The sequence below is a fragment of the Agrobacterium sp. ST15.13.015 genome (assembly GCF_027871645.1).
Lineage (GTDB): Bacteria > Pseudomonadota > Alphaproteobacteria > Rhizobiales > Rhizobiaceae > Agrobacterium > Agrobacterium leguminum.
The window spans coordinates 57558-71907 of the sequence record NZ_JAQAHF010000021.1 but is presented as its reverse complement, the minus strand read 5'-3'; the positions used below and the strand labels follow the sequence as shown (position 1 = coordinate 71907).

Annotated in this window: 9 protein-coding genes and 1 pseudogene; 7 read left to right on the top strand and 3 right to left on the bottom strand. The window is 62.4% G+C overall.

Annotated features, from left to right (window positions below; genetic code table 11):
- Positions 1–162, top strand: a pseudogene (locus PIB16_RS24045) (IS4 family transposase); the annotation flags it as partial.
- A gap of 79 nt (positions 163–241) precedes the next feature.
- On the opposite strand, the gene PIB16_RS24040 reads toward PIB16_RS24045, so the two are convergent.
- Positions 242–1588, bottom strand: a complete 1347-nt coding sequence (locus PIB16_RS24040; RefSeq protein ID WP_271046457.1) for a condensation domain-containing protein — start codon at positions 1586–1588, stop codon at positions 242–244.
- 60 nt (positions 1589–1648) lie between these two features.
- The gene (locus PIB16_RS24035; protein ID WP_271046456.1) at positions 1649–6097 is read right to left on the bottom strand and encodes an amino acid adenylation domain-containing protein; all 4449 of its coding nucleotides are present in this window, start codon (positions 6095–6097) and stop codon (positions 1649–1651) included.
- Positions 6098–6178: 81 nt separating this feature from the next.
- Here PIB16_RS24035 and PIB16_RS24030 point away from each other — a divergent pair, with 81 nt between their 5' ends.
- From PIB16_RS24030 to PIB16_RS24005, 6 genes are all read left to right on the top strand, one after another.
- Complete coding sequence (locus PIB16_RS24030) at positions 6179–7354, top strand: isochorismate synthase (RefSeq protein WP_271046455.1); 1176 nt, start codon at positions 6179–6181, stop codon at positions 7352–7354.
- 18 nt (positions 7355–7372) lie between these two features.
- On the top strand, positions 7373–8998 hold the full coding sequence (locus tag PIB16_RS24025) for a (2,3-dihydroxybenzoyl)adenylate synthase (protein ID WP_078053265.1): 1626 nt from the start codon (positions 7373–7375) through the stop codon (positions 8996–8998).
- Positions 8999–9094: 96 nt separating this feature from the next.
- Entirely contained in the window at positions 9095–9964 is an 870-nt protein-coding gene (locus tag PIB16_RS24020) for an isochorismatase (RefSeq protein WP_078053266.1), read from the top strand.
- Positions 9965–9977: 13 nt separating this feature from the next.
- The gene (dhbA, locus tag PIB16_RS24015; protein WP_078053267.1) at positions 9978–10733 is read left to right on the top strand and encodes a 2,3-dihydro-2,3-dihydroxybenzoate dehydrogenase; all 756 of its coding nucleotides are present in this window, start codon (positions 9978–9980) and stop codon (positions 10731–10733) included.
- 63 nt (positions 10734–10796) lie between these two features.
- Positions 10797–11507, top strand: coding sequence for a 4'-phosphopantetheinyl transferase family protein (locus tag PIB16_RS24010; protein WP_271046454.1), 711 nt, complete (start codon positions 10797–10799; stop codon positions 11505–11507).
- A 127-nt stretch (positions 11508–11634) separates the two neighbouring features.
- Positions 11635–13548: a PhoX family protein gene (locus PIB16_RS24005; protein WP_080857856.1), complete on the top strand. Its 1914-nt coding sequence runs from the start codon at positions 11635–11637 to the stop codon at positions 13546–13548.
- 104 nt (positions 13549–13652) lie between these two features.
- Here PIB16_RS24005 and PIB16_RS24000 read toward each other — a convergent pair whose 3' ends face one another.
- Positions 13653–14348 carry a cytochrome c3 family protein gene (locus tag PIB16_RS24000; protein ID WP_269313700.1) on the bottom strand — a complete coding sequence of 232 codons (696 nt, stop codon included), beginning with the start codon at positions 14346–14348 and terminating at the stop codon, positions 13653–13655.
- Positions 14349–14350 lie beyond the last annotated feature (2 nt).

The window sequence follows — 14350 nt, the reverse complement described above, 5'->3', positions numbered from 1 at the left end:
CTGCTCCTGCGATTGGCGCAGGCTGACCAGAAGACCGTGCCAAGCCCACTCGCCTTCGCCCGGCTGGTACGCGCAAACCTCATGCACCGGCGACGCACCGATCGGCTTCTCAACCCGCCACCAGACAAACCCACAAACCAAAACCAGATGGCCTTCCAATAGCCGCAAATTTAAACCGGACAGTAGTGGCACAAGGCCGAGGATGACGTGGAGTATAGGGGAAGCGTTATCGGCCTTCCCCTCAAACCGCCAGACGGAACGCCGTGGACGCCTCCTCCGCCGCAAGCGTCAGCGCCTCCTCGCGCAGCATGGCATCGAGGAACAATGGCAGTTCCTCGCGGTAACGGGCGAAATCCTCCGCTTGCGTCAGCGCCGAATCCGCATCGATATGCAGGTTCAGCTCGCTGCCGTCATCTTCGCCACGGAAGGTCAGGTTGAAACCGTCGCCGGGACCGTTGGCGAGGATGTGCCTGACAACGGTAAGCCCGGCAAAGACCGGCGCGCTGAAGGGCAGGACATTGATGAGCGGCGAGAAGAAGAAGCGCCGGCCCTTCGGGATTTCCCGGTCGGCGGCGATCTGCTCGATGCGGTAGCGGCCATGCAGGCGCTGCTTTCGCAGATTGGCGGCGTTGCGCGTGAGAAATGCGCCGAGGCTCTCTCCCGGCTCGATGGTGAGATGGAAGGGCAAAATATTGACGAGCATGGCCGGCATATGCGCGCCGACGCTGCCCCAACGGCTCATGAAGGGCAGCCACAAGGTCAGCTCATCGCGATCCGGCCGCGGCAGGACACGGTGGAGATAAAGGCCGGATAGCAGCACCAGAAGGTCCGGCCAGCCTATCTCCGTTGCGCCGGCCACCTGTTGCAACCGCGTGCTGAAACCCTGCGGCAAGGCCGCGTCCGTATGCAGGCCACCGCCGCCATAGTCCTCGCAATCCTTGTCCAGCACCGGCAGATCGGCGGGTGCGGCAAGATAGGCCGCCCAGAAATCGCGGTCCTTTTCAAAACGCCGGCTTTGCCTGTAGGCATCCTCTTCGGCAAGGAAATCGCCGAAGGGGTGGAAATCCGGACCCGCTTCGCCTTTGCCGCAATAGTGCCCGTAAAGCTGGCCGCAACGCTGCTCCACCAGCGTCAGGCCATAACCATCAACGACGATATGATGGGCGCGGATGTACCAGAGATAACGATCGTCGGCGATACGGTAGAGCAGCTGCGCCGAAAGCCTGTCGGTTCTGAGATCGAGCCTTGCTTCCACATCCGCGTTCATGCGCCGCAGCGCCTCCTCCAGGGGAGCGGCATCGCCGCGGAGATCGACAAGCTCCACCACAGGGGCACGGCTTGGATCGCAGCATTGCTGCGGCGTCTCGCCATCGTCGCCGATGCGGAAACGGATCGACAGGACTTCGGATTCGCGCACTGTGCGTTTGATCGCCTCGATGAGCGCGCTTTCATTCACCGCACCGGAAAGATCGATGTAATGGGCGACGGTGGAAACCGGGTCGTCGGGATGGAAGGAAAACTCCTCCCAGAAATCGAGTTGCGGCTGCGTCAGTGGAAGCCAGCCGCCGGCAGGATCGATATGCGCCATCTGTTTTTCCTTGCACAATTTCCGTTATCGGGCGCGAAGTGCCGCCCGAAATGATTGGGTTCACGCCGCCCGGGCGGCCAGGAGCGAAGTCACCTGTCTGGCGTTGCGGCACCGCAAAAGCTGCTGCGGTGTGAGCTCCACGCCGAAGGCAGTGCGGATTTCAGCCGAGACGGTTTTCAGATGCGAAGGCAGAAGACCGAGCGCCAGCAGGTCGCTGTTCGCATCCACATTAGCCGGTTTTTTACCCAGCACGCCGAGATAGATATCCAGCACCCGGCGGTCGCCCTGATCGACGGCGGGAGCCGCAGGGGCGGAGATTTTTGCCGCTTCCGCAGCACCGGTCAGCAATTCACGGGCGCGACGGCGATCCGGCTTGCCATTGGCCGAGAGCGGCAGATCGTCGACCTTGAGAAACCGGCCGGGCACATGCGATTCCGGTAGATGCTGGCGGGCAAAATTGCGCAGATCGGCGGTCGACAGATCAAGGCCCGGTGCAACGACGTAAAGCACGCCGATGGCCGCCTCGCCCTTTTGTTCGACGCCGTAATCCACCACCAGAACGCGCTGGATGGAAGGATGGCGGATAAGCTCGTTTTCCACATCCGGCAGAGAAACGCGCACGCCGCGCACCTTGACGTAACCATTGACGCGGCTGGCAAACATGATCTTGCCATCCGGCCGGTAACGGCCCCGGTCTCCCGTGCGGAAGGCGCGCACGGGGTTTCCTTCTGGATCGGCAACCGTCACGAAATCCGTCTGGGTAATCGCGCCATCTTCGAGATAACCGATGGCGACATTCACGCCGGCCGTATGGATGCGGCCAACGACACCGGCCGGGCAATGGCCACCCTGATCGTTGAGGACGAAGTAACGATTGGCGGGCAGCGGGTGGCCATAGGGCACGGCCGCCACATCTTCCGCAACGATCTCGTGCCAGATGCTCCAGATCGTGGTTTCCGTCGGCCCGCCGAGCGATATCAGCCGCAGGTCGGGCTTCAGCCGGCGAAGTTCTTCGATAATCATCGGCTTGATGTAATCGCCGCCCTGCGCCACGAGCCGCAGCGAAGCAAGCTGGTCGCCACGGCGGCAGGAGAGAAGCATTTCGAGAATGGCCGGCACCGAGCACCAGAGGGTGACGCCATGTTCGGCCACCAGCTCGTTCCAGCGCACCGCATCCTTTTCCTCGCCCGGTTCCGGCAACACCAGGGTCGCTCCTGCGACGAGCGCACCGAAAACATCGAAGACGGACATGTCGTGATGAAGTGGCGTGACGGAGATGAACACATCGCTATCCGTCACCGCCCATTCCGCAAGCGTGCTGCCGATGACATTGGCCGTGGCGCGGTTGGAAAGCACGACGCATTTCGGTTTGCCTGTCGTGCCGGAGGTATAGAGATAGTAAGCAGGCTCCTCGCTTTGGGAGAGCGCCGCCACCTCCGCCATGGTAACGGGTGCGCCAGCCGGTGCGGGCGCGGACAGAAGCGCCGCCGGATCGACAGCGTCGAAACCCTGCGGAACGCTGCGGGCGACGATGATCGCCGGGCGGCAATTGGTCAGCAGATAGCGCAGGCGATCTTCCGGCGAGCCGGCATCGACCGGCACCCAGACCGCACCCATCAGCGCTACGGCGAGCGTGATGGCCGTATGTTCCGGGCTGCGCGGCAGGCACACGGCCACGACATCACCGCGGCCGATGCCGCGCGCCTTAAGGCCCGCCATCGCCCCTGCCACCATCTGACCGAGTTCGCCATAGGAGATACGTCGCTTGCCGCTGACGAGCGCCGTGCGCGACGGGTCGCCCTCGAAAAGATGGCCGGCGATCCGTTCCAGAAATGGCGGGCAGGCGAAGTTTCTCTCGTCGCCGTTCAGCCGGTAGTGGGACAGGTCGACAATATCGCGTGCGTTGAAGGAGAAAGCGCCGTTATTGGCGATCCAGGCAATCGCACGCTCGATGGCGGCGAGAATATCCGCCACCATCGCCGCATCGATCGCCTGCTCGGCATAGTCGATATCGAGCACGAGATCGCCCTGCGGATTCTGCGAAAAGCGGAAATCCAGCGTCACCTGTGGCGTCTGAGTAAGCCCGCCGGTCCATTGCATCGTCGATTCGGATGAAAGCGTCGGCCAGGTCAGACCGTTGGTGATCACCACCGGCAAGGCGAGCCCGCCCGGATTGGCATTGAGAAGTACACGATTGAGATCGATACCCGAAAAGGCGAGATGGTTCAGCCCTTCCAGCACATCCGTCTGGAGGCCTGCCGCCCGCTCCGCAAAGCTATTCCTGGCCGCATCCCATTGGACGGCGATGAAGCTGGAGCGGTTGGCGAAGGCGCCTTCCACCTGCGGCGCGACGGGAATGCCGACGACGAGCGCGCCTTCGTTGAGCCAGAGCGAGAGCACATCGAGGATAACGGCCGTCAGCGCCGAATTTTTGAACAGCCGCTCTTTCGCACCGATGCGTGAAAAGGCGGTGAAACGCTGTTTTTCGACAGTCAGGCTCTGGCGGCTGTAACGCGAGGTGGGAATGGTTTCGAGCGGTGCTTTCCACGGCAGTTGCGAGGGCACCTCGGCATCTTTCAACTTTTCAGCCCAATAGGCGGCATCCCCGGAACGGGCCGCCGAAATATCCTCCTTCGGCGTTTCGGCCGTTGCGGCGGCTTCCGGCGGCACGACGCCATCGAAGAGTTCCGCCGCGAGGCTGGCAATGGCCCGCCCATCAAGGATAAGCGCGTCGAAACGCAGGAAGACCACGATCTTATGCCCCGTCGGCCCTGCATCCGGCATAAGAAACACCGTGACCTGCCATGGCGAGGCTGCGAGATCGAAATGTGCATGGGAAAAATCCCGTCGCACCGTGTCGATCCTTGCCTCGGCTTGCGAAAGAGGCAGGGCCGAAAGATCGACGAGATCGAGATTGATCTTCGGCTCATCGGCGACCATCTGCACCAGCCGTCGCTCGTCGATGCGGGTGCGCAGGCTTTCATGTCTCGCGACCATCGCGGCAAGCCGCGACCGCAGCAGTTCCGGGGCGATATCGCCCCGATATTCGCGGAACTCCTGCATGGCCACCCCGCTCAGCGGCAGATGGGCGCCGCGCCCGAGCAGATAGGCCTGTTGCAGGGGTGAGAGGGGACGTTCCATGGGTTTTCCTTTTGCCTCGGCTGCCGTTTCCGGCCGCTGCGCGACCAATCGCGCCACGCTTTCGCAAGCGAGATCGGGGCTTTCCGCGATCCGGCGAAGAAGAGTGACGTAGGTTTCGAACAGGGCGCGCAGCCAGCGTTCCGGCAGCGCATCGAGCCGCACATCCCAGTTGATCAGCAACCCGCCATCCAACGCCGCCACCTGCGCATCCAGCGCCACCCCCGGCCCCTGCGAGACGGTGTGGACCATCGGACCGAACACCCGCCCGACCCGTTCCGAAAACAGCTCCCCGCCCGGAAGATCGACCCCGGCGGTGAAAACCACCGGCGAGGTCTGCAAACCACCGCGCTGGCGGGAGAGATCGCGCATCACGCTGACGCCCGGATAGGACTGGTGTGCGAGAAGCCCGTTCATCTCATCGAACAGCCGACCAAGCAGCGCCTCGAGCGTTTCTTCAGGCCTGATATCGACGCCGAGCACGAGCACGTTGGAAAATTCGCCGACGATTTCATCGACCCCTTGCACCAGCGGCGCGCGCCAGAAACCCGGCACGGAAAGCCGGAATTTTTCCGCCCCCGCCGCCTGAGACAGCGCCAGTGCGAAAACACTGAGCAGAAGGGTCGATGTCGTCACGGAAAAACGCCGCGCTGTCCGCTCCAGACTGCTACGCTCCGCCGCTGAAAGCAGCGTGGCGAGCCGGTCCGTGTGAACGGCGCGCAAGGGGTCATCGGACAAAAACGGCAACGGCGGCGCGTCCGGAACATCGGCAAGCCGTTGCCGCCACCACAGGCGGTCCCTTTCGCGCAGGCCCCGCAAGTCCGGATCGGACATGAGACGTTCCGCCCAGTCGAAAAACGACGGGGCCACTGATTCGAAAGTCCGGGCTTCGTCTGCGCCTGACGCCGTCTCGTAAAAACGGGCAAGGTCTTCCATCACCATCCGCACGCTGGCCGGATCGACGGCCAGCATGTCTGTGTCCACATGCAGACGGCAACGTCCCCCCGGCAACAGGCTGAGCGAGATCGCCGCCGGTGCGGCAATGCGTAAATCGGCCCGGCGATGGCTCCATTCCTCGCGCTTCGCCTCAAGACGGCGTGCAAGCGCCTCCGAATCAAGCGCGGCCATGTCCTCCACATCGAGGCGGAGCGGCCGGCCGGCAGGATCGACGGACTGAAGCCCTTCAGCATCGATCCTGAGGCTCAGCATGGGGTGACGCCGGCAGAGCCTTTCCACGGCAACGGCCAGTTTTTCCGCATCCACCGCCTGCCCGTCGAATTCGAGGTAAAGATGCGGCGTAACTTTCCCGAGTATTCCATCCGCCTCGCGGCCGACCCAATAGGCCACCTGCATCGGGGTTAAATTTAGCATGTGAGTTTGTACCGGTTGACAAAACATGATTAGCATACTCAAGTATAAGCCATCGTCAACCACTCGCACAGGAGGCATCCCATGAAAACGGGAGCACTCAGGACGAATGACGTCGAATCCGACGAAATTACTGAATTTAATAGAGAATTTCTGTTTACGTCCGGCAACGGGCAATTGCGCGCCAAGGGCATTCGCGAAAAGATAGCGATTCCTGCCCGCGGCGGCGAAGACATTGCCAGCCCGCTGCAGCAGGCACTGGCCGGCGCGTTCGAGCGTGCGCAGCGGGAGGGACAGGAGAACCCAATCGCCATCGGCGCGATCCCCTTCGATGTCAGCGAACCCTCATGCCTATATATCCCATACAACTATGAATGGAATTCCAAGGATGCGGAGCCGATCGTCGCCGATTCGGCCATGCCTGCACTTGTCGGCCAGAACAGCCTGCCGGACGAGAGCGGTTTCAAGCATGCCGTCGAACATGCCATCGTCAATTTCCGCCATTCCGAAGTCCGCAAGGCGGTGCTTTCCGTCATGCGTGAACTGACTTTCGCCTCCGAGGTCAATGTCGAAAGATTGCTGGCGAGTCTGGCCAAACAGAACCGCGAAGGTTACCAGTTCCGCATTCCGCTGCCCGATGGCGGCGACCTGATCGGCGTCAGCCCGGAACTTCTTATTCGCAAGCAGGGCGAGAAAATCACCTCGAACCCGCTGGCGGGATCGGCAAAACGCATGGTCGATCCGGCGGCGGACAAGGCCAATGCGCATCGGCTCTCGGCCTCGGAAAAGGATCATTACGAGCATAGCCTCGTCATCGAGGATATCCGCTCGCTGCTTTCGCCGGTCTGCGCGGAACTCGATGTTCCCGAAAAACCCTCCCTCATCAATACGGCGGCGCTCTGGCATCTTTCGACCCGCATCGAAGGCAGTCTCGCCGATCCGGAAACCAATGCGCTGCAGCTTGCCTGCCTGCTGCACCCGACGCCAGCCGTCTGCGGCTTCCCCACCGAGCGCGCCCATCGCCTCATCCGCTTCGTCGAGCCTTTCGAGCGCGGCCTCTTCACCGGCATGGTCGGCTGGACGGATTCGCAAGGGAATGGCGAATGGGTGGTGACGATCCGTTGCGGCACCGTGCAGCGGGAAACCGTGCGGCTCTTCGCCGGCGCGGGCATCGTGGAGGCCTCGGAGCCCGAATCCGAATGGGCCGAGGTGCAGACCAAGCTCAAGACCATGCTGAACGCCTGCGGTCTTGCGGCCTAATTTTTCCAGGGACAAACCATGACAATCGAATTCCAACGCTGGCCCGAGGATTTCGTTCGCCGATACCGCGAACGCGGCTACTGGATCGACCGGCCGCTGAGCGGCATTCTCGCCGAACAGGTGGAGCGCCGGCCGGACGCCACAGCGCTGATCTGCGGCGACCGTCGTTTCAGCTACGCCGACCTCGACCGGCAATCCTCCAATCTGGCCGGACATCTCTCCGCCGCAGGCATCGGCAGGGGTGATACGGCGCTGGTGCAATTGCCGAACATAGCCGAGTTCTATCTCGTCTTTTTCGCGCTCATCAAAATCGGCGCCGCCCCCGTCAATGCGCTTTTCAGCCATCGCCGACTGGAAATGACCTCCTATGCGGAGCAGATCGCGCCGAAGCTGGTGATCGCCTCACGCAGCCACGAGCTTTTCGCCGATGACACATTTGTGGAGGCGCTGAAGGCGGTCTCTCCAAAGCTTGCCGTGACCCTGCTGCTCGGCGAAACCGATCCGCAGCGCAGCCTGGAGCAGAAGCTGGCCGCCCCGGCCGAAAATCCACCGGCTTACGCCCCTTCCGCCGCCGATGAGGTGGCATTGTTCCAGCTTTCCGGCGGCAGCACCGGAACGCCGAAACTGATCCCCCGGACGCATAACGACTACGACTACAGCGCCCGGGCCAGCGCGGAGATTTGCGAACTGTCGCCGCAGACCCGCTTCCTCTGCGCCATTCCGGTGGCGCATAATTACCCGATGAGCTCACCCGGCGCGCTTGGGGTGTTCCACGCCGGCGGTGCCGTGGTCATGGCCGCCAATCCGGAGCCGCTTGCCTGCTTCGATCTGATCGAAAAACATCGCGTTGACATTGTGCCGCTGGTGCCGCCGGCGGTGGCGCTGTGGCTGCAGGCGGCTCCCGCCCATCGCGAACGGCTGAAATCCCTCAAGCTCCTGCAAGTTGGGGGCGCAAGCTTCGCCGAAGCGCTCGCCCGCCAGGTGCCGGAGGTGCTGGGCTGCGATCTGCAGCAGGTGTTCGGCATGGCGGAAGGTCTGGTGAACTACACCCGCTTCGGTGACCCCGACCATATCGTCTTCACCACGCAAGGCAGGCCGATCAGCCCGGACGACGAAATCCGCATCGTTGACGAGGACGGCAACGACGTGCCCGAGGGCGAAGCCGGCATGCTGGCGACCCGTGGTCCCTACACGTTCCGGGGCTATTACCGCGCCCCCGAACACAGCGCCCGGGTCTTCGATAAGGACGGCTTCTATTATTCCGGCGACGTCGTGCAGCGCACGCCCGAAGGTTATCTGCGGGTCGTTGGCCGGGTGAAGGACCAGATCAATCGCGGCGGCGAAAAGGTCGCCTCGGAAGAGGTGGAAAACCTGATCCTGCGGCATCCGGATGTGACGCACGCGGCGTTGGTGGCGATGCAGGACGAACTTCTCGGCGAAAAAAGCTGCGTCTTCGTCGTGTCGCGCAATCCCGCGCTTAGGGCGCCGGCCATCCGCCAGCATCTCGCCGGTCTCGGCGTCGCGGATTACAAGCTGCCGGACCGCGTGCGCTTCATCGAGGCCATGCCGCTCACCGCCGTCGGCAAGATCGACAAGAAGCGCCTGCGCGACCTGCTGATGGCCCCCGTCGCCATCAGCGCCTGACAGGCAGCGCCAACCGAAAGGGACGCTCAAAAGGGCGTCCCCAATTCCAAAGATTACGCGCCGCCCGAGCCGGCGCAGCAAAAAACCGAGGTCATCATGACGATCCCCACCATTTCCGACTATCCGATGCCGGTCGCCGCGAGCTTTCCGGCCAACAAGACAAAATGGCAGCCCGATGCGAAACGCGCCGTGCTTCTCATCCACGACATGCAGCGTTATTTCCTGCGGTTCTACGAGGCGGACGGCAAGTTGATCACGGCCCTCATCGACAATCTCGCCAAGGTGAAGGCATGGGCCGTTCAGAACGGCGTGCCGGTCATCTATACCGCCCAGCCGCATAACCAGCCGCCCGGCGACCGCGCGCTGCTGAACGACATGTGGGGACCGGGTCTTACTGTCGTCGATCCCGAATTGCAGAAGGTGGTCGACAAGCTCGCGCCGACGCCCGACGACGTGGTTTTGACCAAATGGCGCTACAGCGCCTTCCAGCGTTCCGATCTTGCTGAGCGCATGAAAGGCTGGGGCCGCGACCAGATCATCGTCGGCGGCGTTTACGCCCATATCGGCTGCATGATGACGGCGGTTGAAGCCTTCATGAAGGATATTCAGCCCTTCATGATCGGTGACGGTGTCGCCGATTTTTCCGAGGCCGAACACCGCATGGCGCTGCAATATGTGGCGACGCGCTGCGGCGTGGTGATCGACACCGCAAGCCTTGTCGGCGCAGGCGAGGCCACCGGCACCCGCGAATGGCTGAAAGCCCGCGTCCTGCAGATGGTGGAGGATGAAAGCGATATCGACCCCGATGAAAACCTGATCTTCTACGGGCTGGATTCGCTGCAGGTGATGAAGCTCGCCGGCGAATTGAAGGAGCGCGGTGTCACCGTCGGCTTCGATGAGCTGGCCCGTGTGCCGACACTTTCCGCCTGGTGGACGCTGATCGAAGAAAAGCGGCTCGCAGCCTGAGCGGACGGACAAGATGACGCAACAGAGATTTACCGGACGGCGCGTGCTGGTGACGGGCACGGCCCAGGGCATCGGCCGCCGCATCGCCGAACGTTTCATCGAGGAAGGGGCCGAGGTCATCGGCCTCGACCTTCTGGCTGACACGGCGGAGGCCCCCTTCCGCCAGATCGCGCTCGACATCACTGACGCGGCGGCGGTGGAGACGGCCTGCAAGGCGATAGAGAGCGAATGGGGCGGGCTCGATATTCTGGTCAATGCCGCCGGCATTTTACGGCTCGGCGACAGCGAAAGCCTGACGCCAGAGGACTGGAAGGCCTGCATGGATGTCAATGCCGCCGGGCCGTTCTATATGCTGCGGCAATGGAGCGGCACCTTCAAGCGGCAGGGGCGCGGCGCCATCGTCAATGTCGGCTCCAATGCCGCCGTCGTGCCGCGCATCGGCATGATGGCCTATTGCGCTTCCAAGGCGGCGCTGGTCAGCCTCAGCCATTGCGCCGCCCTTGAGCTTGCGCCTTATGGCGTGCGCTGCAATGTCGTTTCCCCCGGCTCCACCGATACGCCGATGCTTGCCGGCATGTTGAGCGATCCTTCCGGCAAGGACCGGCTGGTCGCCGGCCTGCCCGATCAGTTCAAGCTCGGCATTCCGCTCGGCAAGATCGCGAGGCCGGACGATATCGCCGATACGGTGCTGTTCCTCGCCTCCGATCAGGCAGGCCACGTGACGATGCAGCAGATCGTCGTCGATGGCGGCGCAACGCTTGCGGCCTGAACAGACGCGGGATGGCGAAAAGCGTGAGCGCATGATCTAGGCCGCTGGATGAAGGTGACGGACATGGCCATTGCAACGGCGTTTCATCGCAAAGCCGTCTCCGGCGATCCACCGGAGGCCATCTGGCCTTGGCCGGACGACAGCTGCGATTGCCATTGCCTCACCCTTCATTACAGCGCCGATGAGGGTTGCGGCGGCGAGGTCCCTCCCTTGCCGCCGCAGCTTTTACACGCCCTGCCCAAACGCAAGGCGGAGTTCATCGCCGGGCGCAGATGCGCGGCCGAAGCCATCCGCCGTCTCACCGGCCGCTCCAGCTTTCCCGGTATGGGTGAGGACCGCGCGCCGATCTGGCCCGAAGGCGTGATCGGCGCGATTTCCCACAGCCATGAGCGGGCGATTGCCATTGCCGGCTCTTCGGGGCGGTTCCGCGGCATCGGCATCGATATCGAAAGGCTCCTGACTGAAGAGGAAGCCTGCGATATCGCCGCGCAGGCCCTGACGGCGCATGAACGCCACAACCTCGGCAACGTCATAGACCCCTTCATGACCGGCCTGATTTTTTCGGCCAAGGAAAGCCTGTTCAAGGCGCTTTATCCGACAGTGAAACGGTTTTTCTTTTTCGAGGCGGCGGAATTATCCGGCTTCGACGACAACGGCTCGTCCTCGCTGCGGCTGACCGCCGACATAGGCGAATGGCGCAGGGGAACGGAGATTCCCTTCCGTTTCTGCCGCTTCGACGGCTTTCTTGTCACCCGCATCCTGATCGGGCGCTGACGAAAAACGCCGCCCCGGCGCAGGGAAAATGACCGCCGATACTGCCCTTTCCGTCATCCGAATGAAATATTCGGACGGTAGGCACCTTGCTGGAATGATTCCAAACAAGCAACGGTGGAGACAGACTATGACCGACATCGATACGAGCAAATTGTCCTGGGACGAGTGGGACGAACTGCAGAACCCGCCGCCGGCCGAAACCGATTTCGACCGCGTTGTCGAAACCGCGATTTCCCGCCGCGGCTTTCTCGGCGGCGTGCTTGCCTTCGGTTCGGCCGCGGCCGCCATGGGCACGCTCGGCAACCTGATGAGCAGCACCTCGGCCGAAGCGCAGGAAGCCGCCGTCGGCCGTTTCCCCTTCAAGCCGGTTGCCGCCGCCACCGACAACACCATCCATGTCCCGGAAGGTTATAACTGGAAGCCGCTGGCGAAATGGGGCCAGCCGCTGTTCTCCAACGTTCCCGATCTCGACCCCGCCAAGGGCGTCAGCGTTGAAAACTCCGACAAGGTCTTCGGCGAAAACACCGACGGCATGGAACTCTTCGTGGTCGGCAGCCACCAGCTGATCGCCGTCAACCATGAATATGTGAACCCCGAAATCAACCTGCCGCACACTGACAAGGGCAATCCGAAGACGGCCGACGACGTGAAGATCCTGCAGAACATGCAGGGCGTCACCGTCATGGAAGTCGCGGAAGACAAGGATGGCTGGAAGATCGTTCTCGACAGCCCCTTCAACCGCCGTATCCACCACAATACGCCGATGAAGCTTTCCGGCCCGGCCGCAGGCTCCGATCTCGTCAAGACCGCCGCCGACCCGAAGGGTGTCGACTGTCTCGGGACCTTCAACAATTGCGGCGCCGGCCGCACGCCGTGGGGCACCTATCTCACCTGCGAAGAAAACTTCAACGGCTATTTCGGCACCACCGACGCCGCCTTCAAGTTGCCTGACGACTACAAGCGTTACGGCATCGTCGCCGAGACGCGCTACGCCTATGAGAAATTCGACGAGCGTTTCGACGTCGCCAAGAACCCCAACGAACCGCGCCGCGCCGGTTACGTGGTCGAGATCGATCCTTCGGACGCCTCCTCCACCCCGATCAAGCGCACCGCGCTTGGCCGCATCAAGCACGAAAACGCCGCCGTGGTCATCGCCCGCGATGGCCGTGTCGTCGTTTACATGGGTGACGACGAGCGTGGCGAATTCCTCTACAAATTCGTCTCCAACGGCATCTACGTGCCGGGCGGCGACACCTCGAAGCTGCTCGACGAAGGCACGCTCTACGTCGCGAAGTTTTCCGACGACGGCGCCGGCGAATGGCTCGCCCTGACGCCTGAAACCACCGGCATGAAGATCGACGAAATCTGCGTCTTCACCCGTCAGGCCGCTTCCAAGGTGGGCGCAACGACGATGGACCGACCGGAATGGGTCGCCATCAACCCGGTCGCCATCGAAGCCTATTGCGCGCTGACTAACAACAGCCGCCGTGGCGAAATGAAGGACGGCAAGCTGCGCGCCAATGCCGGCGGCGACGCCATGACGATCAATGCCGCCAACCCGCGCGAAAAGAACGAATACGGTCAGATCGTGCGCTGGTATCCGGAAAATGACGACCATGCGGACGGCAAGTTCAAGTGGGACCTGTTCTGCATGGCCGGCAACCCCACCGTCCACAAGGACGCCTATGCGGGTTCTTCGAACATCAACGAAGGCAACATGTTCAATTCGCCTGACGGCATGATGTTCGATAGCACCGGTCTGCTGTGGATCCAGACCGATGGCGAGGACACCAATGAAGGTAACTTCGCCGGCCAGGGCAACAACCAGATGCTGGCGGGCGACCCGGCCACCGGCCGTATCCAGCGCTTCCTCACCGCCCCGAAGGGTTCCGAAGTCACCGGCCAGACATGGTCCGGCGACAAGCGCACCCACTTCGTCGGCATCCAGCACCCCGACGCCCCCTTCCCGGATGGCGAAGGCAAGCTGCCGCGCTCGACCGTCATCGCCATCAAGCGCGATGACAATGTGAAGATCGGCTAAGCCACAGACATATTGGCAACCGGATCGTCGCGACAGCCGCGATCCGGTTCTACTGACGAAAACGCCGTGCGCCCGAAGGGATGCACGGCTTCTTTTTCAGGCGATCAGAAAACGTTCCGATGCACATCCGTCATCGCACGTCTAAGGTCGTCGACGGCAGAGGCCGTCGGCCCCGGCTGGTCGTTGAGCGCCGGCGGCATTTTCCAGCCGGGGTCTATGCCTTCCATATTGGGCAATTCATGAGCGATGCCTTTATGGCAATCGATGCAGGTGGCCTTGCCCGTCAGCAGATATTTGGAATGAATATCGGCGGCGCGCTGTGTCTGTTTGGTAAAGTCCATGGCGGCGGAGGAATGGCAGTTGCGGCATTCCAGACTGTCATTGGCCTTCAGGCGGGACCATTCGTGCTGGGCAAGCTCCAGCCGCTTGTCGAGGAACTTCTTGCGCGTATCGATGGTGCCGAAAATCTTGCCCCAGACCTCCTTCGAGGCCTGCATCTTGCGGGCGATCTTGTCCGTCCACTCATGCGGCACATGGCAATCCGGACAGGAGGCGCGCACGCCGGAACGGTTGGAGAAATGCACCGTCCGGGTCAATTCCTCATAAACATTGGCGCGCATCTCGTGGCAGGAAATGCAGAAGGCTTCCTTGTTGGTCATTTCGAGCGCGGTGTTGAACGCGCCCCAGAACATGACCCCGCCGACGAAACCGCCAAGGGTGAGAAAGGCGAGGCTGAGCGTGCCGGCCGGTGTCGTCAGAACCGCCCAGAGCCACGCGAGAAGTTTTTTCACACGGGCGATCA

Excerpts from the sequence above, each read along its gene's own strand:
- PIB16_RS24035 (WP_271046456.1), bottom strand. The coding sequence starts at position 6,097 with ATGCTAAATTTAACCCCGATGCAGGTGGCCTATTGGGTCGGCCGCGAG.
- PIB16_RS24025 (WP_078053265.1), top strand. The coding sequence starts at position 7,373 with ATGACAATCGAATTCCAACGCTGGCCCGAGGATTTCGTTCGCCGATAC.
- dhbA (WP_078053267.1), top strand. The coding sequence starts at position 9,978 with ATGACGCAACAGAGATTTACCGGACGGCGCGTGCTGGTGACGGGCACG.
- PIB16_RS24020 (WP_078053266.1), top strand. The coding sequence starts at position 9,095 with ATGACGATCCCCACCATTTCCGACTATCCGATGCCGGTCGCCGCGAGC.
- PIB16_RS24040 (WP_271046457.1), bottom strand. The coding sequence starts at position 1,588 with ATGGCGCATATCGATCCTGCCGGCGGCTGGCTTCCACTGACGCAGCCG.
- PIB16_RS24005 (WP_080857856.1), top strand. The coding sequence starts at position 11,635 with ATGACCGACATCGATACGAGCAAATTGTCCTGGGACGAGTGGGACGAA.
- PIB16_RS24010 (WP_271046454.1), top strand. The coding sequence starts at position 10,797 with ATGGCCATTGCAACGGCGTTTCATCGCAAAGCCGTCTCCGGCGATCCA.
- PIB16_RS24030 (WP_271046455.1), top strand. The coding sequence starts at position 6,179 with ATGAAAACGGGAGCACTCAGGACGAATGACGTCGAATCCGACGAAATT.